Source organism: Cryobacterium sinapicolor (assembly GCF_004403465.1).
GTDB lineage: Bacteria > Actinomycetota > Actinomycetes > Actinomycetales > Microbacteriaceae > Cryobacterium > Cryobacterium sinapicolor.
Map to the genome: position 1 here is coordinate 1 of NZ_SOGQ01000019.1, position 21,618 is coordinate 21,618.

19 protein-coding genes are annotated in these 21,618 nt (G+C 67.9%); 12 read left to right on the forward strand and 7 right to left on the reverse strand.

Features of this window, described 5'->3' with window-relative positions; genetic code table 11:
• On the forward strand, positions 1-109 hold a 109-nt coding region (locus E3T28_RS03915; RefSeq protein ID WP_166786917.1), incomplete at its 5' end, for an integrase core domain-containing protein.
• Here the strand turns inward: E3T28_RS03915 and E3T28_RS03920 are convergent.
• The 4 genes from E3T28_RS03920 to E3T28_RS03935 are packed head-to-tail and all read right to left on the reverse strand — an operon-like array spanning position 106 to position 4,049.
• Entirely contained in the window at positions 106-876 is a 771-nt protein-coding gene (locus tag E3T28_RS03920; protein WP_134428154.1) for an ABC transporter ATP-binding protein, read from the reverse strand. The two genes, E3T28_RS03915 and E3T28_RS03920, sit on opposite strands and share 4 nt — an antisense overlap.
• The gene (locus E3T28_RS03925) at positions 873-1,787 is read right to left on the reverse strand and encodes an ABC transporter ATP-binding protein (protein WP_134428156.1); all 915 of its coding nucleotides are present in this window, start codon (positions 1,785-1,787) and stop codon (positions 873-875) included. Before E3T28_RS03925 ends, E3T28_RS03920 begins: the two co-directional genes overlap by 4 nt.
• Positions 1,777-2,757: a branched-chain amino acid ABC transporter permease gene (locus E3T28_RS03930; protein WP_134428370.1), complete on the reverse strand. Its 981-nt coding sequence runs from the start codon at positions 2,755-2,757 to the stop codon at positions 1,777-1,779. Before E3T28_RS03930 ends, E3T28_RS03925 begins: the two co-directional genes overlap by 11 nt.
• A 14-nt stretch (positions 2,758-2,771) precedes the next feature.
• Entirely contained in the window at positions 2,772-4,049 is a 1,278-nt protein-coding gene (locus tag E3T28_RS03935) for a branched-chain amino acid ABC transporter permease (RefSeq protein ID WP_134428158.1), read from the reverse strand.
• Between the two features lie 278 nt (positions 4,050-4,327).
• Between E3T28_RS03935 and guaB the strand changes: the two genes are divergently transcribed.
• Positions 4,328-5,830, forward strand: coding sequence for an IMP dehydrogenase (gene guaB, locus E3T28_RS03940; protein WP_134428160.1), 1,503 nt, complete (start codon positions 4,328-4,330; stop codon positions 5,828-5,830).
• Here guaB and E3T28_RS03945 read toward each other — a convergent pair.
• A complete protein-coding gene (locus tag E3T28_RS03945; RefSeq protein WP_134428162.1) occupies positions 5,827-6,969 on the reverse strand; it encodes a MalY/PatB family protein in 1,143 nt (380 codons plus the stop codon). The two genes, guaB and E3T28_RS03945, sit on opposite strands and share 4 nt — an antisense overlap.
• Before the next feature lie 63 nt (positions 6,970-7,032).
• On the opposite strand from E3T28_RS03945, the gene E3T28_RS03950 reads away from it, so the two are divergent.
• The 7 genes from E3T28_RS03950 to guaA all read left to right on the forward strand — a co-directional run bounded on the left by E3T28_RS03950 (position 7,033) and on the right by guaA (position 15,114).
• Positions 7,033-8,151, forward strand: a complete 1,119-nt coding sequence (locus E3T28_RS03950; RefSeq protein ID WP_134428164.1) for a GuaB3 family IMP dehydrogenase-related protein — start codon at positions 7,033-7,035, stop codon at positions 8,149-8,151.
• Between the two features lie 72 nt (positions 8,152-8,223).
• Positions 8,224-9,954, forward strand: a complete 1,731-nt coding sequence (locus tag E3T28_RS03955; protein ID WP_134428166.1) for a glycerol-3-phosphate dehydrogenase/oxidase — start codon at positions 8,224-8,226, stop codon at positions 9,952-9,954.
• Between the two features lie 269 nt (positions 9,955-10,223).
• On the forward strand, positions 10,224-10,751 hold the full coding sequence (locus tag E3T28_RS03960; RefSeq protein WP_134428168.1) for a cation:proton antiporter regulatory subunit: 528 nt from the start codon (positions 10,224-10,226) through the stop codon (positions 10,749-10,751).
• Positions 10,752-10,754: 3 nt separating this feature from the next.
• A complete protein-coding gene (locus tag E3T28_RS03965) occupies positions 10,755-12,287 on the forward strand; it encodes a cation:proton antiporter (protein WP_134428170.1) in 1,533 nt (510 codons plus the stop codon).
• Positions 12,284-13,069, forward strand: a complete 786-nt coding sequence (locus E3T28_RS03970; protein WP_134428172.1) for an SURF1 family protein — start codon at positions 12,284-12,286, stop codon at positions 13,067-13,069. Before E3T28_RS03965 ends, E3T28_RS03970 begins: the two co-directional genes overlap by 4 nt.
• A gap of 9 nt (positions 13,070-13,078) precedes the next feature.
• On the forward strand, positions 13,079-13,525 hold the full coding sequence (locus tag E3T28_RS03975; RefSeq protein WP_134428174.1) for a DUF3817 domain-containing protein: 447 nt from the start codon (positions 13,079-13,081) through the stop codon (positions 13,523-13,525).
• On the forward strand, positions 13,522-15,114 hold the full coding sequence (guaA, locus tag E3T28_RS03980; protein WP_420898258.1) for a glutamine-hydrolyzing GMP synthase: 1,593 nt from the start codon (positions 13,522-13,524) through the stop codon (positions 15,112-15,114). The genes E3T28_RS03975 and guaA overlap by 4 nt, the downstream gene beginning before the upstream one ends.
• A 155-nt stretch (positions 15,115-15,269) precedes the next feature.
• Here the strand turns inward: guaA and E3T28_RS03985 are convergent, their stop codons facing one another.
• Positions 15,270-16,076, reverse strand: coding sequence for a Bax inhibitor-1/YccA family protein (locus E3T28_RS03985; RefSeq protein ID WP_134428176.1), 807 nt, complete (start codon positions 16,074-16,076; stop codon positions 15,270-15,272).
• A 73-nt stretch (positions 16,077-16,149) separates the two neighbouring features.
• Positions 16,150-16,689, reverse strand: coding sequence for a hypothetical protein (locus E3T28_RS03990; protein ID WP_134428178.1), 540 nt, complete (start codon positions 16,687-16,689; stop codon positions 16,150-16,152).
• Positions 16,690-16,727: 38 nt separating this feature from the next.
• Between E3T28_RS03990 and E3T28_RS03995 the strand changes: the two genes are divergently transcribed.
• The 3 genes from E3T28_RS03995 (at position 16,728) to E3T28_RS04005 (ending at position 21,503) form a co-directional block, all read left to right on the forward strand.
• Positions 16,728-17,744 (forward strand): glycerophosphodiester phosphodiesterase family protein, encoded by a 1,017-nt coding sequence (locus E3T28_RS03995; RefSeq protein WP_134428180.1) that lies wholly within the window; start codon positions 16,728-16,730, stop codon positions 17,742-17,744.
• Between the two features lie 232 nt (positions 17,745-17,976).
• The gene (locus E3T28_RS04000) at positions 17,977-20,433 is read left to right on the forward strand and encodes an ATP-dependent helicase (RefSeq protein WP_134428182.1); all 2,457 of its coding nucleotides are present in this window, start codon (positions 17,977-17,979) and stop codon (positions 20,431-20,433) included.
• Positions 20,433-21,503 carry an FUSC family protein gene (locus E3T28_RS04005; RefSeq protein WP_241979153.1) on the forward strand — a complete coding sequence of 357 codons (1,071 nt, stop codon included), beginning with the start codon at positions 20,433-20,435 and terminating at the stop codon, positions 21,501-21,503. The genes E3T28_RS04000 and E3T28_RS04005 overlap by 1 nt, the downstream gene beginning before the upstream one ends.
• The last annotated feature ends 115 nt before the right edge of the window (positions 21,504-21,618 follow it).

The window sequence follows — 21,618 nt, forward strand, 5'->3', positions numbered from 1 at the left end:
CACCTACCAGCAGTGGGTCCATGACTACAATCACCACAGACCCCACAGCGGCATCGGAAACACCCCACCCATCAACCGCGTTCACAAGGTCTCTGGGAGTTACAGCTAGTCGTCCTGGCCGAGGGTGCCGAGGTAGAGGCCGATCACCTTGGGGTCGTTCAGCAGCTCGCGGCCGGTGCCCGTGTAGGCGTCGCGGCCCTGGTCGAGCACGTAGCCGCGGTCGCAGATCTGCAGGCAGCGGCGGGCGTTCTGCTCCACCATGATCGTGGTCACACCGGCCTTGTTGATCTCCTTGACCCGCAGGAACGCCTCGTCCTGGCGCACGGGGGAGAGGCCGGCACTCGGCTCGTCGAGCAGCAGCACGTGCGGGCCCATCATCAGCGCCCGCGACATGGCCACCATCTGGCGTTCGCCGCCGGACAGCGATCCGGCGCGCTGCTGGAGCCGCTTCCCGAGCTCCGGGAAGATCTCCGTGACGAACTGCAGCCGCTCGTCCAGGCCCTTCGGTTTCAGGAACATGCCCATCTCCAGGTTCTCCTGGATCGTGAGCGTGGGGAAGACGTTGTTCGTCTGAGGCACGAAACCGACGCCCTTGGCCACGAGCTTGTTGGCCTTGAGGTTGGTGATGTTCTCGCCGCGAAGCAGGATCTCACCTTCCCTCACCTTGACCTGGCCGAAGATCGACTTGAGCAACGTGGACTTGCCGGCGCCGTTCGGGCCGATGATCCCGATCAGTTCGCCGTCGTAGGCGGTCAGGGAGCAGGCGTTGAGAATGTTGACGCCCGGCAGGTAGCCGGCCGTCACCGTCTTGACCTCGACGACGGGCTGCCCGCTGGGGGTGTAGGCCGGCGCGGCGGCAGGGCTAGTGTTCGTCAATCGAGCAGCTCCTTAATGGCTTCGACACGTTCTTCTTCGGCGGCCGGATCCTCGCCGAGGTCCTCGTCGTGGTGCTGGCCCAGGTAGGCGTCGATCACGGCGGGGTTGCGCATCACCTCGTGCGGGTCACCCTCGGCGACCACGCGGCCCTCGGCCATCACGATGACCCAGTCGGCGATGTGGCGCACCATGTGCATGTCGTGTTCCACGAAGAGAACCGTCATGCCCTCCGCCTTCAGGTTCAGGATGTGGTCCAGCAGCGACTGCGTCAGCGCCGGGTTCACCCCGGCCATCGGCTCGTCGAGCATCACCAGGCTCGGCTCGCTCATCAGCGCCCGTGCCATCTCGAGAAGCTTGCGCTGCCCGCCGGAGAGGCTGGCGGCGTAGTCGTCCTTCTTGGAGTCGAGCTTGAACCGTTCGAGGATATCGAGGGCCCGCACCCTGTTCGCCTCCTCCTGCTTGCTCCAGAAGAAGGGGAAGACCGCCCGGAACAGGTTCTCGCCGGCCTGGCCCTTGGCGCCGAGCAGCATGTTGTCCATGACGGTCAGCAGGCCGAGCGCCTTGGTGAGCTGGAAGGTGCGCACCTGGCCCATCCGTGCCACCTTGAACGCGGGCATCCCCGACAGAGGGCGGCCCTCGAAGGTCCATGACCCGGTGTCGGGCTTATCGAAGCCCGTCAGCAGGTTGAACAGGGTGGTTTTGCCGGCTCCGTTGGGCCCGATCAGCGCCGTGATGGCGCCGCGCGGGATCTCGACGTGGTCGACGTCGACGGCCTTGAGACCGCCGAAGGTGCGGCTCACGCCGTCCGCGACCAGGATCGGATCGCGCTTCTTGCAGCCCGGTGCGGCCTCGCCGATGTGCAGGTCGGTCGACTTGACCGGCTTGTTGCTGGGAACTGTGTTATTTGACAAAGGCCAACTCCTTCTTGTTTCCGAAGATGCCTTGCGGTCTGAAGATGACTATAAGCATGATCGCCACTCCCACCAGGATGAAGCGCAGCTGGCCCGCCTGGATGCTGGTGATGAACGGAATCCAGCCTGCCTCCACCGCACGGGCGATGAACCCGGAGAAGAAGGACAGCAGAACCCAGAAGACCATCGAGCCGATGACCGGCCCGAGGATCGTGGACGCGCCGCCGAGGAGGAGTATCGCGTAGATGAAGAACGTCAGTGACGTCTGGTAGTTCGACGGAACCACGGCACGGGGGAGCACGAAGATCATGCCCGCGATCGTGCCGAATGCGCCGCCGAGAATCAGAGACTGCATCTTGTAGGAGTAGACGTTCTTGCCGAGCGCGCGCACGGCATCCTCGTCTTCACGGATTCCCTTGATCACGCGACCCCAGGGGCTGCGCATGATCTGCCACGTGAACAGGCAGGCGAGGGCCACGATCGACCAGGCCACGATCCGCAGCCACCAGTCGTACTCGTTGTACTCGAACGGGCCGAAGCCGTAGCGCCCCTCCGGGATCGGGTTGAGGCCCGCAAAACCGCCCTTATACCCGCTCAGCCCGTTCGCGGAGCCGGTGAAGGACTGGAACGTGTTGGTCGTGAACAGGAGGCGCACGATCTCGGCCGCCGCGATCGTCACGATCGCGAGGTAGTCCGCCCGGAGGCGCAGGGTCGGTATACCCAGGATCAGGGCGAAGATGACGGATGCGCCGATCCCCACCAGCACGGCACCCCAGACGGGGAAGCCGAAGCTGAGGGTGGAGATGGCGAAGCCGTAGGCGCCCAGGGCCATGAAGCCGGCCTGGCCGAAGTTCAGGAGGCCGGTGTATCCGAAGTGGATCGCCAGCCCGAGCGCCGCGAGGGCGTAGGCGGCGGTGGTCGGGCTGATCAGCTCGACGGCTGCGTTGCTAAAGATTGCTCCCCAGTCGATCATCGGATGCCCTTCTAGCCAATTCTCTCTTTGCGACCCAGGATGCCTTGCGGCCGAAGCAGCAGCACCAGGATCAACACGACAAGTGCACCGACGTATTTAAGGTCGGAGGGAAGCCACAGCGTCGACAGTTCGACGAACAGGCCGACGATGATCGAACCGATCAGGGCGCCGAAGGCGGTGCCGAGACCGCCGAGGGTCACGGCCGCGAAGACGAGCAGCAGGATCTGGAAACCCATGTCCCAGCTGACACCCGGCCGGAAGTAGGCCCACAGGATGCCGCTGAGGCCGGCGAGGGCTCCACCGACCACCCAGACGATCCGGATGACGCCGTCGACGTCGATCCCGCTGGCGGAGGCCAGGCTGGGATTGTCGGAGACCGCGCGGGTGGCCTTGCCGATGCGGGTGCGCAGCAGGAAGTAGGAGACGGCCAACAGCACCACGATGCTGATGCCCATGCTGGCCAGGTCGATCATCGAGAGCCGGATCGGTCCCAGCTTCATGTCAGCCAGGCCGGAGCCCGGAAGCTGGCTCGTTCCGCCGCCGACGAAGATCTGGAACACGTACCGCAGGGCGAGCGAGAGCCCGATGCTCACGATCATCAGCGGGATCAGACCCACGCCCTTGCGGCGCAGCGGTTTCCAGATCACCGCGTCGAGGCTCCAGCCGAGACCTGCGCTCAGCACGACGGCGATGATGATCGCCAGCCAGATCGGCACGCCCAGCGTGACCGAGAAGAGCAGGGCCATCAGCGCGCCGAAGGTGATCATCTCGGCATGGGCGAAGTTGCTCAGCCCGGTGGTGCCGAAGATCAGGGACAACCCGATCGCCGCGAGGGCCAAGAGCAGGCCGAAGTTCAGCCCGTTGACGAAGCGGTTGACGAACTGGTCGAAGAAGCTGACCGTGGTGCGCGTGCCCTCGCCGAGGAAGAAGTTCACCGACTTCACCTTCGTGAGCGCGAACTCCGCCTCAATCACGTTGCCGCCCTTGGCAACGACGACACCCTTCGGAAGGGTCTCCTCATCGAGGCTGACCGTGTACGTGGCCTTCTCGGGCACGCCGACTTTCCACTTGCCCTCGGCGTCCGTTTCCACGGATGCCTCATAACCGCCGCCTTCGACGGTGATCAGCACGTTGTCGAGCGGTTTCTGGTCGAACTGCACGTTGCCAGTGAGCACGAACTCGTACTCGTCGGTTCCGACCTCGTCGGCGTGAGCCGGACCGGCGGAGACTGTGGCGAACGTGGACATCGTCAAGGCTGCGAAGAGCAGGCCGAGGAAGATCACCAGCATTCTGGGTGAGAATCTGCGAACAGCTTCAGGGGAATTCACTGCACCTCCATGGGGGCACCGTTGGGTCTGTCACCGAGCGTGCCCCGGGTCTCACCTACCAACATCTTTGTTGACAGTAAGTGACGATTATGTCCCATATGTGACGACGGCGGTCGGAACTGCCCAGATTCTCTTCCGAGGAATGCGTGGAGCGCGACGTCGCTTAACATTGACAAGACCGGTGATCGACTTGGATTGCCGGATTTTCTCCACTTTCCTGCATCTGTAAAAGGGGTTTCATGGATCAGCCAGATCCGTTCGGTTTCACCGGGCTCACCTACGACGACGTCCTGCTTCTTCCGGGGCATACCGACGTCATTCCCAGTGAAGCCGAGACCCTGTCTCGGTTGACGCGCCGAATCAGCGTGGCCACGCCGCTGCTGTCCAGCGCGATGGACACCGTCACGGAGACCCGGATGGCCATCGCGATGGCCCGTGAGGGCGGCCTCGGCGTGCTGCACCGCAACCTCTCGATAGTCGACCAGGCCGAGCAGGTCGACCTCGTCAAACGCAGCGAATCCGGCATGATTACCAATCCGGTAACAACTTCGCCCGACGCCACTGTTGCGGAGGTCGACGCCCTCTGCGGGCAGTACCGCATCAGCGGTCTTCCGGTCATCGACGCCGACGGCGTGCTCGTGGGAATCATCACCAACCGGGACATGCGGTTCGTTTCCAACATCAAAAAGCACACGACGCTCGTGCGCGAGGTGATGACGAAAGGCCCTCTGATCACGGGCAAGGTCGGCATGGCGCCGATGGACGCCGTCGCCATCTTCGCCACCCACAAGATCGAGAAGCTTCCCCTCGTCGACGACCACGGCCGCCTCACCGGCCTGATCACGGTCAAGGACTTCGACAAGAGCGAGGAATACCCCTTCGCCACCAAGGACGACGCCGGACGTCTGCGCGTCGGCGCGGCCATCGGCTTCTTCGGCGACGCCTGGCAGCGCGCCACCGCACTGCTGGACGCGGGCGTCGACGTTCTCGTGGTCGACACCGCCAACGGCGACAGCGCCGGGGTGCTCGAGATCATCCGTCGCCTGAAGTCCGACCCCGCGTTCGAGGCGGTCGACGTGATCGGCGGCAACGTGGCCACCCGCTCCGGCGCCCAGGCCCTCATCGACGCGGGCGCGGACGCGATCAAGGTCGGCGTCGGCCCCGGCTCGATCTGCACCACCCGCATCGTCGCCGGCGTGGGCGTGCCGCAGGTCACCGCCGTCTACCAGGCGTCGCTTGCGGCCAGAGAGACCGGCATCCCGGTGATCGCCGACGGCGGGCTGCAGTACTCGGGCGACATCGCCAAGGCACTGGTCGCCGGCGCGGACACCGTCATGCTCGGTTCCCTGCTCGCCGGTTGTGACGAGAGCCCCGGCGAGCTCGTCTTCGTCAACGGCAAGCAGTTCAAGACCTACCGCGGCATGGGTTCGCTCGGCGCGTTGCAGAGCCGCGGCACGAAGACTTCCTACTCCAAGGACCGCTACTTCCAGTCGGATGTCCCCTCCGACGACAAGCTCATCCCGGAGGGCATCGAGGGCCAGGTGCCGTATCGCGGACCGGTGTCCGCCGTGGCTTACCAATTGATCGGCGGCCTGCGCCAGTCCATGTTCTATGTGGGCGCGCGCACGATCGACGAGCTCAAGCAGAAGGGCAAGTTCGTTCGGATCACCGCCGCCGGGCTGAAGGAGTCGCACCCGCACGACGTGCAGATCGTGGTCGAGGCTCCCAACTACCGCCGTTAGCGCGCTGCGGCCAGCCGGGAGACGGCTTCCGCGAGTACCTCGGGTGAACAGCCGAAGTTGAGGCGCGCGAAGCCCCGGCCGGGTTCGCCGAACATCGGGCCGGGGCTGAGCGCGACCCGCGCCCGCTCGAGTGCGACCAGGGCCGGGTCGTCACCCCAGTCCAGGCTCCGCAGGTCGAGCCAGGCCAGATAGCCGGCCTCGGGCGGCCGGTAGCCGACTCCGGGCAGCTGCGCGTCGAGCAGTGCGGTGAGCCGGTGGCGGTTGCCGTCGAGAGATTCGAGCACCCCGTCCAACCACGGCTCCCCGTCGCGGAACGCCGCGATGCCGGCGATCAGCCCGAACTGGCTTGTGCGCCAGGACACCTCCTGGGGCAGGGCGGCGAGCCCGCCGCGCATCCTCTCGCCGGCGGTGACGATTAGCGCGCATTTGAGGCCGGCCAGGTTCCAGGCCTTGCTCGCGCTCGTCACGCAGACGCCGTGGTCGGCGGCCTCGGGGGAGACGGTCAGGTAGGGCGTGAAGGCGGCGTCGGAGTAGGTCAGCGGGGCGTGCACCTCATCGCTGACGACGGTGACGCCGTAGCGGGCGGCGAGCCCGGCCAGCGCCGCCAGGTCCTCGACGGTGTGCGGATGACCGATCGGGTTGTGCGGGTTGCAGAGCAGCACGCAGCGCACTCCGGCCGCAAAGGCGCGTTCGAGGCCGTCCAGGTCGAGGGTCCAGCCGGTCTGGCCGTCGAGGAGCGGCACGGCGTGCACCACCCCGCCCGCCTCGGGTACGAGGTCGAAGAACGGCGGGTAGACCGGGGGAGTGATCACCACCCGGTCGCCGGGCCTGATCAGCATCCGCAGGGTCTCCACGATCGCCACGCTGACATCGGTCGTGGTGGTCACCTGCTCGGGGTCGACCGGCCAGTCCCAGCGGCGGCCGGCGAAACCCGCGAAGGCGGCGCCCAGCTCGGTGTCGGGTGCGACATAGCCGGTGTCGCCGTGGCGCACTGCCGCGGCGAGCGCCTCCCGGACGGGTTCGGCGAGCGGGAAATCGGACTCGGCGACGAAGAGCGGCAGTACATCGGCGGGGAAACTGCGCCATTTCCTGCTGGTGCGCTCGCGCAGGAGGGACAGTGGGTCGGCGGTGACGTCCATCACCTCAGGATGCACCCCGCGGCATCCGTCGTCGAGGAGCCTCGCGGCACCTAAACTGGAACCATGGAAATCGAGATCGGCCGCTCCAAGCGCGCCCGCCGCGTATATGCCTTCGACGACATCGCGATTGTGCCCAGCCGGCGCACCCGCGACCCGGAGGATGTGTCGGTCAACTGGACCATCGACGCGTACCAGTTCTCGATCCCGTTCCTCGCGGCTCCGATGGACTCCGTGGTGTCCCCGAAGACGGCCATCATGATGGGCCAGCTCGGCGGCGTCGGTGTGCTCGACCTCGAGGGTCTCTGGACCCGCTACGACGACCCTGAGCCGCTTCTCGCGGAGATCCGCGAGTTGCCCGCCGACCGGGCCACCGCCCGGATGCAGGAGATGTACTCCGAGCCGATCAAGCCCGAGCTCGTCACGGCGCGCCTCGCGGAGATCCGCGCGGCCGGCGTGACCGTGGCCGGCGCCCTGTCGCCGCAGCGCACGCAGGAGCTGTACGAGACCGTCGTCGCCGCCGGCGTCGACCTGTTCATCATCCGCGGCACCACCGTTTCGGCCGAGCACGTCTCGCAGAACCAGGAACCCCTCAACCTCAAGAAGTTCATCTATGAACTCGACGTGCCCGTGATCGTGGGCGGGGCGGCGACCTACACCGCGGCCCTGCACCTCATGCGCACCGGTGCGGCCGGCGTGCTCGTAGGCTTCGGCGGCGGCGCGGCCTCGACCACGCGCGCCTCCCTCGGCATCCACGCGCCCATGGCCACGGCCGTGGCCGATGTCGCCGGCGCGCGGCGGGACTACATGGACGAGTCCGGCGGACGCTACGTGCACGTCATCGCCGACGGCGGCCTCAACACCTCCGGTGACATCGTCAAGGCCATCGCCTGCGGCGCCGACGCCGTCATGCTCGGCACCGCGCTGGCCCGGGCGACGGATGCCCCCGGCGGCGGCTTCCACTGGGGTGCCGAGGTGCACCACTCGAAGCTGCCCCGCGGCAAGCGGGTCGAGGTGGGCGCCCTGGCGCCGCTCGAGACCATCCTCTACGGTCCGACTCCGATCGCAGACGGCACCGCGAACCTCGTCGGCGCGCTGCGCCGCTCGATGGCCACCACCGGCTACTCCGACCTGAAGGAATTCCAGCGCGTCGAGGTGGTCGTCGCCCCGTACCGGGTGAATTAGGCGGTTGTCGCGCCGCACCGAGTGAACTAGCGTCTGTGTACACACCACACCATCCGAAATGGGAGTGAGCACATGGCAACTGGCAACTCTGCGTCGCGATCCACGAAACTGGGTCCGGAAGAACGGGCCGCGGCCCTCGAACGGCTGAAGGGCAAGGAGCTCGACATCCTGGTGGTCGGTGGCGGCATCGTCGGCACCGGGGCCGCCCTGGACGCGGTCACCCGCGGCCTGAGCGTGGGCATCCTCGAGGCCAGGGACTGGGCCTCGGGAACGTCGAGCCGGTCGTCCAAGCTGGTGCACGGCGGCATCCGATATCTGGAGCAAGCCGACTTCCGGCTGGTGCGCGAGGCTCTGACCGAGCGTGGCCTGCTCCTGCAGCGCATCGCCCCGCACCTGGTGAAGCCGGTGCGGTTCCTCTACCCGCTCCGGAAGCGCGTCACCGAGCGTTTCTACGTGGGCGCCGGCATGCTGCTCTACGACCTCTTCTCCTACACCGGCGGGCGCGGCCCCGGTGTGCCGCACCACCGCCACCTGTCCAAGCGGCAGGTGAAGGGGCTCCTGCCGAGCCTGAACACCGACACGATCGTCGGCGGCATCACCTACTACGACGGCCAGGTCGACGACGCGCTCTACGTCGCCTCGCTCGTGCGCACGGCCTCGTTCTACGGCGCGCACGCGGCCAGCCGGGTGCGGGTCGAGGGATTCATCAAGGTCGGCGAGCGGGTGGTCGGCGTGCACGCCCACGACCTGCAGACCGGCGAGCGGTTCGAGGTGCGGGCCCGGCAGGTCGTGAACGCGACCGGAGTCTGGACAGACGACACGCAGCGCATGGTCGGTGAACGCGGCACGTTCAAGGTGCGGGCGTCGAAGGGCATCCACCTGGTCGTGCCGCGGGACCGGTTCCAGTCGGCCATGGGGCTGCTGCTGCGCACCGAGAAGAGCGTACTGTTCGTGATCCCCTGGGGACGGCACTGGCTGATCGGCACGACCGACACCGACTGGCACCTCGACAAGGCCCACCCTGCCGCCACCGCCGCGGACATCGACTACCTGCTCGAGCATGTGAACGCCGTGCTGCGGGTGCCGCTGACCAGGGAGGACGTCGAGGGGGTCTACGCGGGTCTCCGGCCGCTCCTGGCCGGCGAGTCGGAAAGCACGTCGAAGCTGTCCCGCGAACACCTCGTGGGTCATTCCGTGCCCGGACTCGTGGTGATCGCGGGCGGCAAATGGACCACCTATCGGGTGATGGCGAAGGATGCGATCGATGCGGCCGTCGACGCCTTCGACGAACGGGTCCCGGCCTCCACCACGGCGGACATCCCACTGCTCGGCGCCGAGGGCTATCAGGCCGCCTGGAACAAGCGCGGCCGGATCGCCCGGGCGTTCGGTCTGCACACCGTTCGCATCGAGCACCTGCTCAACCGGTACGGCACTCTGACCGACGAGTTGCTCGACCTGATCCGCACGACCCCGTCGCTCGCGGACCCGTTGCCGGGGGCCGACGACTACATCGAGGCGGAGGTCGTCTACGCGGCCTCGCATCTGGGTGCCCTGCACCTCGAGGACGTGCTGGCCCGCCGCACCCGCATCTCGATCGAGGCCTGGGACCGCGGCGTCTCGGCGGCGCCCGTGGCCGCCCGGCTGATGGCCGGGGTGCTCGGCTGGGACGAGGCCAGGGAAGAACGTGAGGTGGGCCACTACCTCAAGCGGGTGGCGGCGGAACTCGCGTCGCAGCAGCAGCCCGACGACGAGTCCGCCGACCGCGTGCGGCTCGAGGCTCCGGACATCGTCGCCACGAAGTAGCAGCCGCCGGCCGGCATCCGTCACATTCGCTCGGCGCGCGCGTGGCTAACTCAGGACATCCATTGCAGGGGTAACCGGGCCGCCACGAACGAGTGCGCAGCACGTGCGGATGCCCGGCCCGGGCGGTCGGATCTCCTGAGTTCGCCACGACACCCGAAGGAGGTGCCGCAGCGGAAGCATCCCACCCGGTGCGGGCGCTGCGGGCAGGGGGCACCCGAACTCGCTCCGGTAGACTGGGCTGACTGCCCATAAACCTCAGGAGTCGCACCATGGTTGACGTTCGGCGGGTCAAACTTCCCGGGGTGGGAGTGCTGCACACCTTCATCACGGATGACGGCGGCAAAGTGGGCGTCATCGCCCACCGCTCGGGGCACAGCGACCTCATCACCTTCGCGGACGACGAGGGTGGCCCCGATGCCGCCAAGGTGTCCCTACGCCTGAGCGAGGACGAGGCGCATACCCTCGCCGAGCTCCTCGGCGGCACCCAGATCACCGAGTCGCTCACGGCGCTCGACCAGATCCCGGGCCTGAGCATCGACTGGTTCACCGTGGACTACGAGGACCACATCGCCGGCCAGGCGTTGGGCAACCCCGCCGACCGCGGCATCGCCGGCCTGACCGTCGTGGCCGTCGTGCGCGGAGAGTCCGCCAACCCGGCACCCGCCCACGACTTCCGCGTTTTCCCCGGTGACACGCTCGTCGTCGCCGGCTCTCCCGAGAAGGTAGCGAAGGCTTTCGCGTTCTTCCGCACCGGCGAGGTTAAGGCCAAGTCCGTCGACGCGCCGCCCGGGGGGTAGTCCATGCATCTCGGCGAAGACCTCATCACTCTTGGCATCCTGCTCGTCGTTGCCTACCTCCTCGGCCGCGCCGGAAAGTTGATCGGGCTGCCGTCCATCCCGCTTTACATGATCGTCGGGCTCCTCGCCAGCCCGAACACCGGCTGGTTCCCGCTGGACTTCCAGTCGGCAGACATCGAACTGATCGCCATCTTCGGCCTGATCCTGCTTCTGTTCAGCCTGGGCCTCGAATTCGACCAGGAGGCGTTCTTCGGCGACGCCGGAAAACTCCTGATCTCCGGCGGATCCTACGTTCTGATCAACATGGGCGCCGGCTTCGCGTTCGGTCTGATGGTCGGCTGGGGCAGCCGGGAGGCCCTCGTGATCGCCGGCATGACCGGCACCTCCTCGAGCGCCATCATCACCAAGCTCCTGATCGAACTGCGCCGGCTGGCCAACAAGGAAACCCCGATGATCCTCGGCGTGACCGTCGTCGGCGACATCTTCATCGCCGTCTATCTGGCGATCGTCTCCGTCGTTCTCAGCGGCAAGACCGAGGTCTGGCCGATCGTGCTGCAACTGAGCATCGCCTTCCTCTTCCTGGTCGTGATGTTCTCCGTGGCCCGCTGGGGAGCCAAAGTCGTGTCCCGGCTGATGCGCACCAAGGACGACGAGCTGTTCACCATCCTCTTCTTCGGGCTCGCCGTGCTGTTCGCCGGGATCGGCGAGATCATCGGCGTGACGGATGCGATCGGTGCCTTCCTGATCGGGGTGGTGCTTGGCGCGAGTACATACCGCGGCCGGATCGAACGCGTCGCCGTGCCGCTCCGCGACGTGTTCGGGGCGTTCTTCTTCCTCAACTTCGGACTCGCGCTGAACGTGGCCGAATTCGGGTCGGTGATCACCATCGTCGTCGCGGCCGTGGGGATGACCTTCGTTCTCAGCCTGATCTCCGGCATGCTGATGGCGCGGCTGCACGGGATGGGCCCGCGGGAGGGACTCAACACCGCGGCCATCTTCGTCAACCGCGGCGAATTCACCCTGATCCTGGCGACCCTGTCGGTGACCGCGGGTCTCGATCAGCGGCTGCAGTCCTTCGCCGGGCTCTACGTGCTCACCATGGCGATCGTGGGACCGCTCTTCGCGGCGAACTCGGAGAAGATCGGCTCGGCCCTGCGGCGGCACCAGAATGCCGTTCCGGCGCGGAAACGCGCCCACGACGTGATGCTGGCCGAGGAAATCGCCCTGGTCGACGCGGCCACCGCCGCCGGAACCGGAACGGATGCCCAGCGGGCCGCCGACCGCCTCCTCGCCGACCACCGCAAACGCCCGGCCTCCGCCGCGCCTGCCGCTCGGCCTGCCACGACGCCTGCGGCAGCGCCGGTCGGCGTGCCGGGTGCCGACGCGGACGCGAACTCCGACGCCGACTCCGACTCCGACGAGCCGGGGTCCGCGGCCAGCGACTCGATGCTCGACTTCATCTCCGGCCGGCGTACGGCCGAAACCGGCCCGGCCGACAAGCCGGCGCGTGACACCGCTTCAGGGGACTACTCATGATCAAGACCATGCTCCGCCCGCGCTGGCTGCTCGCGCTGTTGCTGGCGCTCGCGATAGCCGCGGCCTTCGCGCTGCTCGGCCGGTGGCAGCTGGAACGCGCCATCGCGTCTGGCGAGGTCGTGGAGCGCAGCACCGAGACCGTGCTGCCGCTCAGTGACGCCGTCTCACCAGACGGTCCGCCGCGCGAGGCCGCGACCGGTCAGCTGGTCACCGTGGACGGCTCCTTCGTGCCGGGGGACGACGTGCTGATCAGCGAACGCCTCAACGGGGGCGAGCGCGGTTTCTGGATGGTGAGCCGGTTCGAGACGGTGGCAACGGCATCCGTGCCCGTCTCCACCATCGCCGTGGCTCGCGGCTGGTCCGCCACGGAGGCGGAGGTCCAGGCGGCGATCGACGAGCTCGCGGCCCAGGCCGCCGGGCAGCAGCAGACCGTGACCGGCCGGTTCGTACCCTCCGAGGCCCCGGCCGTGCCGGACTCGGAGCTGGACCCGCGCACCCAGGCCACGGTCTCCACCGCCGCTTTGATCAACCAGTGGACTGACTTCACCGACCAGTCCGTCTACGCCGGCTACATCGTCGACACGGATGCCGTCGCGGGCCTGACCGTGATCGACTCGCCGGTGCCCGGCAACGACGCGTCGGTCAACTGGCTGAACATCTTCTACGCCCTCGAGTGGGCCGTCTTCGCCGGGTTCGCGGTGTTCCTCTGGTACCGCCTGGTCCGGGACGACTGGGAGCGCCACCAGGAGCAGGCCGCCATCGACGCGGCGGAGGCCGTCTAGAATTGGCCTATGCCACTTGACCCCAAGCCTGCCGACATCCCCAAAATCCCCGGCGCGCTCCGGCTTTACAAGATCTCCTCGGTGATCACCGGTGTCTTCCTCCTGCTGCTCTGCGTCGAGGTCTTCCTGAAGTTCGTGCTTCAGCTCGAAATCGAAGTCGGCGGCCCGAACGGGATCATCGCCCTCGTGGCGCGGGACTCGGTGACCGCCTTCAACCTGAGCACCGGCATCCTGATCGTGCACGGCTGGCTGTACGTGCTCTACCTGTTCAGCGACTTCCAGCTGTGGAGCCTGATGCGCTGGTCATTCCCCAGGTTCCTGCTGATCGCACTCGGAGGCATCATTCCTACTCTGTCCTTCTTCCTCGAGGTGCGCGTCGCGCGCGAGGTCAACGCCTTCCTGGCGACGCACGCCGCCGTAGACTCGACTGCCGCGTCGGCCGAGGCCCGCCCGTGAGCGCCGCGGTGAGCGCGCAGACCGGGGCCCGCCCCGTTCTGGTGGTCGACTTCGGCGCCCAGTACGCGCAGCTGATCGCGCGCCGGGTGCGTGAGGCATCCGTCTACTCGGAGATCGTGGCCCACTCGATCTCCGCGGCCGAGGTCGCGGAGAAGAACCCGCTCGGAATCGTGCTCAGTGGCGGGCCGTCCAGCGTCTACGCCGAGGGTGCGCCCACCTTCGATCCGGCCATCTTCGATCTCGGCATCCCGATCCTGGGCATCTGCTATGGCTTCCAGGTGATGGCCACGACTCTCGGCGGCGAGGTGGCCCGCACCGGACTGAGTGAGTACGGCGCGACCCCGGTCAGCGTCACCGACAGCGGCAACGCGCTCCTGGCCGGCCAGCCGGCCGAGCAGACCGCGTGGATGAGCCACGGCGACTCCGTGTCGAAGGCCCCCGCGGGCTTCACCGTGCTGGCCTCCTCCGAGTCCACGCCCGTCGCCGCGTTCGCGAACGACGAGCGCCGGCTCTACGGCGTGCAATGGCACCCCGAGGTCAAGCACTCCGAATTCGGCCAGAACGTGCTCGAGAACTTCCTGCACCGCGCCGCGGGCATCCCCGCCGACTGGAACAGCGGCAACGTCATCGCCGAACAGGTGGCCCGCATCCAGGCCCAGGTCGGCACCGGAAAGGTCATCTGCGGGCTCTCCGGCGGAGTCGACTCCGCCGTGGCCGCCGCCCTCGTGCACAAGGCCATCGGCGACCAGCTCGTCTGCGTGTTCGTCGACCACGGCCTGCTGCGCCAGGACGAGCGCCGCCAGGTGGAGGAAGACTATGTCAAGGCCACCGGCGTGCGGTTGGTCACCGTCGACGTGCGGGAGCAGTTCCTGACGGCCCTCGAGGGCGTCAGCGACCCGGAGACCAAGCGCAAGATCATCGGCCGCGAGTTCATCCGCACCTTCGAGCAGGCCCAGGCGGAGCTGATCAGGGAAGCGGCGGCGACGGATGGCGACCCGATCCGCTTCCTTGTGCAGGGCACCCTGTACCCGGACGTGGTCGAGTCCGGCGGCGGTAGCGGCACGGCCAACATCAAGAGCCACCACAACGTCGGCGGCCTGCCGGAAGATCTGCAGTTCGAACTGATCGAACCGCTGCGCACACTGTTCAAGGACGAGGTGCGCGCGATCGGCGCCGAATTGGGGCTGCCGGCCGAGATCGTGCAGCGCCAGCCGTTCCCCGGACCCGGCCTCGGCATCCGTATCGTGGGCTCGATCACCCAGGACCGGCTTGACCTGCTGCGCCACGCAGATGCGATCGTGCGCGCCGAGCTGACCGCCGCCGGACTCGACCGTGAGATCTGGCAGTGCCCGGTGGTGCTGCTCGCCGACGTGCGCTCCGTGGGAGTGCAGGGCGACGGCCGAACCTACGGGCACCCGATCGTGCTGCGTCCGGTGTCGTCGGAAGATGCGATGACGGCCGACTGGACCCGTCTGCCCTACGACCTGCTGGCACGGATCTCGAACCGGATCACGAACGAGGTGGACGGGGTGAACCGCGTCGTGCTCGACGTGACTTCCAAGCCGCCGGGGACGATCGAATGGGAGTAGGCGCTGCGCGCTCCTCCATGTTGTGAAAGAAAACACCCTCGACTTGGTCGGGGGTGTTTTTCATTCGCGGGGAGTGGGCGAGCGCGGGGCGGGGAGGACGACAGAAGGGCCGCCCCGATGGGGCGGCCCTTCTATCGTGCGGTGGTGCGGGGGTGCTACTCGCGGGCGATGGCGAAGATGCGGAGCATCTCGACGTACAGCCAAACGACGGTCAGCATGATGCCGAAGGCACCGGTCCAGCCGTACTTGCGGGGGGCCCGGTTGTTGACGCCGCGCTGGATGAAGTCGAAGTCGAGCACCAGCGAGTACGCGGCCATGATCACGGCGAGGACGCCGATCAGGAGGCCGATCGGGATGCCGAAGATCTCGGCGCTGCGGAGGCCGAAAGCGTTGTCGGTCGCGCCGAAGACCATCATGCCGAAGTTGACTAGGGAGAACACGGCGTAGCCGACCATGGCGATCATGAAGACCTTGGTGGCCTTAGCCGAGGCACGGATCTTGCCGTTGGCGAAGAGGGCCAGGGTGACTCCGACGACGACGAGCGTGGCCAGCACGGCCTGGGTGACGACACCCGGGTAGATCTGCTCGAAGACGATCGAGATGCCACCGACGAAGAGACCCTGGGCCGCGGCGTAGGCGAGGATAAGGGGCGGCGACGGCTCCTTCTTGAACGCGTTGACCAGTCCGAGGACCAGACCCGCGATCGCGCCGACGATCAGCGGCAGGATCGTCACCGGGGTGACGATCCAGCCGATGGCCGCGGTGACCAGCAGCAGGGCGAAGCTGAGCACCGTCTTGCGGATGGTGTCGTCGTAGCTCATGCGGTCGGTGTCCTGCGAACCGGCGGAGGGCGCGTTGAACATGCCCTGCAGGTCGCTGTCGGAGAGCACCTTGCCACCTGCAGTGGCGCCGGGAGCGCCGAACGCGGCGTTTCGGGAGAATGCGGGGTTGGAGGATGCCATGGGTGCCGTAGCTCACAATCACGTGGGTAGGTAGCGGAGCCAGCACCGGTAAGTGCTGGACAGTTCCTAGATTCTATTCAGATCTGCTGGGGATCCGCCGTATTCCGGTTGCGACCCGCGGTGACCGAGGACGGTGCCCCGCGGACCAGCCGGCCAGCCACCAGGCGAGCCAGGACGCGGCCACCGTGGTGAGGAAGCCGACCAGGTAGCCGACCCAGTTCTGGTCGTAATTGTTCAGTGCGTCCTTGAGCAGGAAACTCATCGCGATCGGCGGGATCAGGGCCAGGTAGCTCAGAAGCGGGCGGTGCCGCACGAGCAGCCAGCAGGCCAGCAGGGCCGCGAAGACCCCGTTGAAATCGGCGCCGCCCAGCAGCAGGATGCTGCAGAGTAAGGCCGGTACCAGAACCGTGAGCCGCCGCCACAGCACCCCGGGCAGGATCAGCCAGCCCAGCACGTGCAGGGGCGGTCCGATGGCCAGGAAGAAGAGGCTGTAGGTGCTGGTGAAGTTCGTGGCGAGCACGCCGAGCACGACCAGGGTCAGCCCGGCGACGTAGCGGGCGCGGTAGCTGCCCCACCGGTGCAGGCGGGTCGGGGGAACGGTCCAGGGTGTCATCGCCTCGATTCTGGCAGTTGCACGCGTAGGGTTGGGAAATGCAGCCGATCGTGATCGGTCACCGCGGGGCGAGCGGTTACCGTCCAGAGCACACCCGTTCCGCCTACGAGCTGGCCGTCGCCCTCGGGGCGGATGCCGTCGAGCCCGACATCGTCGCCACCCGCGACGGCGTTCTGGTGGTGCGCCACGAGAACGAGATCGGGGCGACCACGGATGTCGCGGCGCACCCCGAGTTCGCCGGCCGCCGGACCAGCAAGGTGATCGACGGCATCCGTCTGACCGGCTGGTTCACCGAGGACTTCACGTGGGCCGAGCTGCGCACCCTGCGGGCCCGGGAACGCCTGCCCGAGGTGCGCAAGGCGAGCGCGACCTTCGATGACCGGTTCCCCCTGCTGCGTCTGCGGGACGTGTTCAAGCTGATGGACCGGCTCTCCGGGCGGGCGCGCCGGCCCATCGGCGTCGTCGCCGAGCTCAAACACGCCACCTACTTCGAGTCGATCGGACTGCCGCTCGACGAGCTGTTCACTGCCGAGGTCAACGACGCCGGCTGGAACGCCGGCGACGGCCGCCTCACCATCGAGAGCTTCGAGCGCAGCCTGCTTGACAAGGTCTACGCGCGCGGCATCTACGGCAAGCGCATCTTCCTGCTCGAGGCGCGCGGGAAACCCTACGACGAGGTCGCGCTCCTCGGGCCGAAAGCGCCCCACTACGCCGACTACCTCTCCGACACCGGGCTCTACGGGCTCAGCGGCAAGGTCGACGGGATCAGCGTGCCCAAATCGTTGATCCTGGCCACGGATGCCGACGGTCACGTGTCCGGCGCCTCCGACCTGGTCGACGCCGCCCACGCCGCGGACCTGGAGATCTACTGCTGGACCCTGCGCCCTGAGAACCGGTATCTCGCGAAGACGTTCCGCCGCGGGCGGCTGCGGGCCGACTTCGGCGACTGGCAGGCCGAGTTCCGCACCATCCTCGGAACCGGGATCGACGGGGTCTTCGCCGACCACCCCGACCTGGCGGTGCTCGTGCGGGACGAGCTGGCCGCCGAGGACTGACCTGCGCCCTCGGCCGGCACGCCGGGCCGGGTAGGGCCGTGCCGCGCCGTGCCGCGCCGTGCTAGGTCGTGCCCGGTAGGGCCGTGCCGCGCCGTGCCGGGTAGGGCCGGGTAGGGCCGTGCCGCGCCGTGCCGGGTAGGGCCGTGCCGCGCCGCGCCGTGCCGGGTCGTGTCGGGTCGTGCCGGGCCGCGCCGAGGCCCTGTCAGACGCAGCACCTAGAATTGTGAGCGATATGACGACCCTCTTCGACCCGGATCACACGCCCGCCCGCCAGGTTCCCTCCATGGTGCCCATCATCCTCGACGGTCAGGCTTCGGGCGACCGTGAGAGCCCGCTGCTGGAAGGGCTCAACCCGCAGCAACGGGAGGCCGTGCTCTACCGCGGCCCGGCGCTGCTGATCATCGCGGGCGCAGGGTCCGGCAAGACCAGCGTGCTCACCCGCCGGATCGCCAGCCTGCTGGAAAGCCGCGAGGCCTGGCCGAGTCAGATCCTCGCCATCACCTTCACCAACAAGGCCGCGGCGGAGATGCGCGAGCGGGTGCGGGCCATCCTCGGCCAGGGGGCCGACGGCATGTGGATCTCCACCTTCCACTCCTCCTGCGTGCGGATCCTGCGCCGCGAGGCGGAAAGCGCCGGCCTCTCCGCCACGTTCAGCATCTACGACTCGGCCGATTCCAAGGTCACGCTCAAGCGCATCATCAAGGCCCTCGACGCCGACACGCTCGGCTTCACGCCCGGCAACGCGTCTGCGAAGATCTCCAAGCTCAAGAACGAGCTCGCGGATGCCGACTCCTACGCCCGCAACGCGAACATGAGCGACCCGCAGGAGGTCATGTTCGTCGAGATCTTCCGGCAGTACACCCACCGCCTGCGCGCGGCCAACGCCCTTGACTTCGACGACCTGATCGGGGAGACGGTCTACCTGTTCCGCGCGTTCCCCAAGGTCGCGGCGCTCTACCGGCGCCGGTTCCGCCACATCCTGGTCGACGAATACCAGGACACCAACCACGCGCAGTACTCGCTCGTGCGTGAGCTGACCCGTCCCGTCGAGGCCGATCTGGCCGAGGAGATGGAGGCGACCGGCGTGCACGTGCGCAATCTGCGTGACGCGACCGGCGGCATCCCGGGTGCCTCGCTCACCGTGGTCGGCGACTCCGACCAATCGATCTACGCCTTCCGCGGCGCCGACACCCGCAACATCAGCGAGTTCGAACGCGACTTCCCGGGCACCCGGGTGATCCTGCTCGAGCAGAACTACCGCTCGACCCAGAACATCCTCTCGGCCGCCAACGCCGTGATCGGCCACAACTTCGACCGCAAAGACAAGAAACTGTGGAGCGCTGGCGGTGATGGCGAGAAGATCGTGGGCTACACGGCCTACTCCGGCCACGATGAGGCCCAGTTCGTGTCCGACGAGATCGAGGTGCTGCACCGGGCCGGCATGGCCTACCGCGACATGGCGGTGTTCTACCGCACTAACGCGCAGACGCGTGCGCTGGAAGAGATCCTGGTGCGGTCCGCGGTGCCCTACCGGGTCGTCGGCGGCACCAAGTTCTACGAGCGGGCCGAAATCAAGGATGCGCTGGCGTACCTGATATCCGTCGCCAACCCGAACGACGAGCTGGCCCTGCGGCGCATCCTGAACACCCCCAAGCGCGGGATCGGCCCGGCCACCGAAACGGCGTTGGCCGGCTTCGCGGAGGCGAACCAGATCAGCTTCCGGCAGGCCATGCGCGATTCCGCGTCGCTCGGGCTGGGCCCGAAGGTGACCGGGGCGATCCTGAAGCTGGCCACCCTGCTCGACGAGGCGGCGCTGAGGCTCGTGCCGGACAACCCGGCCGGCACGGCGAACGTGTCCGAGCTGCTGACCTTCCTGCTCGACGGCAGCGGGCTGCTCACCCTGCTGCGGAACAGCCGAGACCCGCAGGACGAGGCGCGCGCCGAGAATATCGAGGAGCTCGTCGCCCAGACCAAGGACTTCAACAAGGAGAACCCCGACTCGGGGTTGGTCGACTTCCTCACCCAGGTGTCGCTGGTGGCCGCCGCCGACGACCTCGACGACGCCTCCGGCACGGTGTCGCTGATGACGCTGCACACGGCGAAGGGTCTCGAATACGAGGCCGTGTTCCTGACCGGCGTCGAGGAGGGGCTGCTGCCTCACCAGATGTCGGCTAACGAGCCCGGCGGTCCGGCCGAGGAGCGGCGCCTGTTCTACGTGGGCATCACCCGTGCCCGGCAGAGGCTCTACCTCTCGCTGGCGATGACCCGGGCCCAGTTCGGCGACATCAACGTGGCCATGCCGAGCCGCTACCTGCAGGAGATCCCCGCCGACCTGATCGACTGGAAGCAGTCCCCGGGCATGGCGAACTCCCGCGGCGGCACCCAACCCCGGGCCTTGAACGCGAGACGTGACGGCTTCGGTGGCGGCTTCGCCAAGCGCGGTGAGGTGCAGGCGCTGCCACCCGCGCCGAAGAAGAAGACCGAGTGGGCCAGCCGGGTGCCGAGCCAGGTGCGCGACAACGGCGACCTCACCGTCGAAGCGGGCGACCGCATCCGTCACGTCGATTTCGGCGACGGTCGCGTCAACCAGGTCACCGGTGACGGCACCAAGCGCATCGCGCACGTGCAATTCGACACGGCGGGCGCAAAGAAGCTATTGATCAAGATCGCGCCGATCGAGAAGATCTAGTGGCGGGCCCGGCAAGCCGGCCGGAGACCCTGCTCGAACGGCTGAAGTCGTTGCGCGCCCTTGACCTCGAGGTGGCATCCCGGGCCAGCATCGCCGTCGTCGTGCCGCTGGTGGTGCTCGTGCTGGTGGGCCGGATCGACTGGGCGGCTTACGCGTCGTTCGGGGCGATGGCGTCGCTCTACGGCCGGAATGAGCCCTACCGGCTGCGCGCCCGCACGGTCAGCGTCGCCGCGGCCTTCCTGCTGGTCAGCGTCGCGGCGGGGCTCGCACTGAGCGTGACCGGGGCCTCTCTGCCGGTCCTGGTGCTCGGGCTGATGCTCGTGATCACGGCGGGGATCCTGCTGGCGTCGACGTTCGGCCTGTTCCCCGGCACGCCGATCTTCTTCGTGTTCGCCTACCTGGTTTGCGCGCAGGTGCCCGCACCGGCCCACGAGCTGCTGCCGCGACTGTTGGTGGCCGTCGCGAGCGCCGCTCTGGCCTGGCTTCTCACCATGTCCGGCTGGGCAGCTCGGCGCCTGGCCGGCGACCGCTTCGGCGACCTGTTCAAGCAACTGCCCCGCATGCCGCTGCTGCGCCCGGCCGCCTTCCGCGACGCCCAGGTGTGGTTCACCATTCTGCAGAACCTGGTCGGCGTGCTGCTGGCCGGCGGCCTCGCCCTCTCCGTGGGAATCGGGCACCCGTACTGGGCCGTGGTGAGCGTGGTCGCGGTGCTGCCGCCGCCCCGCGCCGCGCACTCCCTCTCCCGGGCCGGGCACCGCATCGTCGGAACCGTGCTCGGGGTGGCGGTGACCGCGCTGGTGCTGCTGCCCGGGCCATCCGTCTGGGTGCTGATCCTGGTGATCGCGATCGGCCAGTTCGGTGCGGAAATCCTGATCGGCAAGCACTATGGCGCCGCCCTGTTGTTCGTCACGCCGCTGGCGCTCACCGTGGCGCACCTGGCCGACCCGGTGGCCGTGCCGACGCTGCTGGTCGACCGGGTAGTGGAGACGGCGCTCGGCGGCGTGGTCGCGGTGCTGATCGTGCTCACGGTGCGCGGTCTGGCCCGGCGGCGTTCGCGCCGGCTCGCCTAGCCTCGGCCGTGCCTTTCATCGCCCCGGTCCAGCCGAACGCGGTGCAGCCGAACGCAGTGCAACCGAACCCATTGGAACGGCAGAGGTTGCTCTCGGCTTCTCGATAGCCGGTCGA

What these genes read in the sequence shown, in the direction of transcription:
- E3T28_RS03935 (WP_134428158.1), bottom strand. Translation starts at nt 4,049, where the DNA reads ATGCTGGTGATCTTCCTCGGCCTGCTCTTCGCAGCCTTGACGATGTCC.
- guaB (WP_134428160.1), top strand. Translation starts at nt 4,328, where the DNA reads ATGGATCAGCCAGATCCGTTCGGTTTCACCGGGCTCACCTACGACGAC.
- E3T28_RS03945 (WP_134428162.1), bottom strand. Translation starts at nt 6,969, where the DNA reads ATGGACGTCACCGCCGACCCACTGTCCCTCCTGCGCGAGCGCACCAGC.
- E3T28_RS03950 (WP_134428164.1), top strand. Translation starts at nt 7,033, where the DNA reads ATGGAAATCGAGATCGGCCGCTCCAAGCGCGCCCGCCGCGTATATGCC.
- E3T28_RS03955 (WP_134428166.1), top strand. Translation starts at nt 8,224, where the DNA reads ATGGCAACTGGCAACTCTGCGTCGCGATCCACGAAACTGGGTCCGGAA.
- E3T28_RS03960 (WP_134428168.1), top strand. Translation starts at nt 10,224, where the DNA reads ATGGTTGACGTTCGGCGGGTCAAACTTCCCGGGGTGGGAGTGCTGCAC.
- E3T28_RS03965 (WP_134428170.1), top strand. Translation starts at nt 10,755, where the DNA reads ATGCATCTCGGCGAAGACCTCATCACTCTTGGCATCCTGCTCGTCGTT.
- E3T28_RS03970 (WP_134428172.1), top strand. Translation starts at nt 12,284, where the DNA reads ATGATCAAGACCATGCTCCGCCCGCGCTGGCTGCTCGCGCTGTTGCTG.
- E3T28_RS03975 (WP_134428174.1), top strand. Translation starts at nt 13,079, where the DNA reads ATGCCACTTGACCCCAAGCCTGCCGACATCCCCAAAATCCCCGGCGCG.
- E3T28_RS03985 (WP_134428176.1), bottom strand. Translation starts at nt 16,076, where the DNA reads ATGGCATCCTCCAACCCCGCATTCTCCCGAAACGCCGCGTTCGGCGCT.
- E3T28_RS03990 (WP_134428178.1), bottom strand. Translation starts at nt 16,689, where the DNA reads ATGACACCCTGGACCGTTCCCCCGACCCGCCTGCACCGGTGGGGCAGC.
- E3T28_RS03995 (WP_134428180.1), top strand. Translation starts at nt 16,728, where the DNA reads ATGCAGCCGATCGTGATCGGTCACCGCGGGGCGAGCGGTTACCGTCCA.
- E3T28_RS04000 (WP_134428182.1), top strand. Translation starts at nt 17,977, where the DNA reads ATGACGACCCTCTTCGACCCGGATCACACGCCCGCCCGCCAGGTTCCC.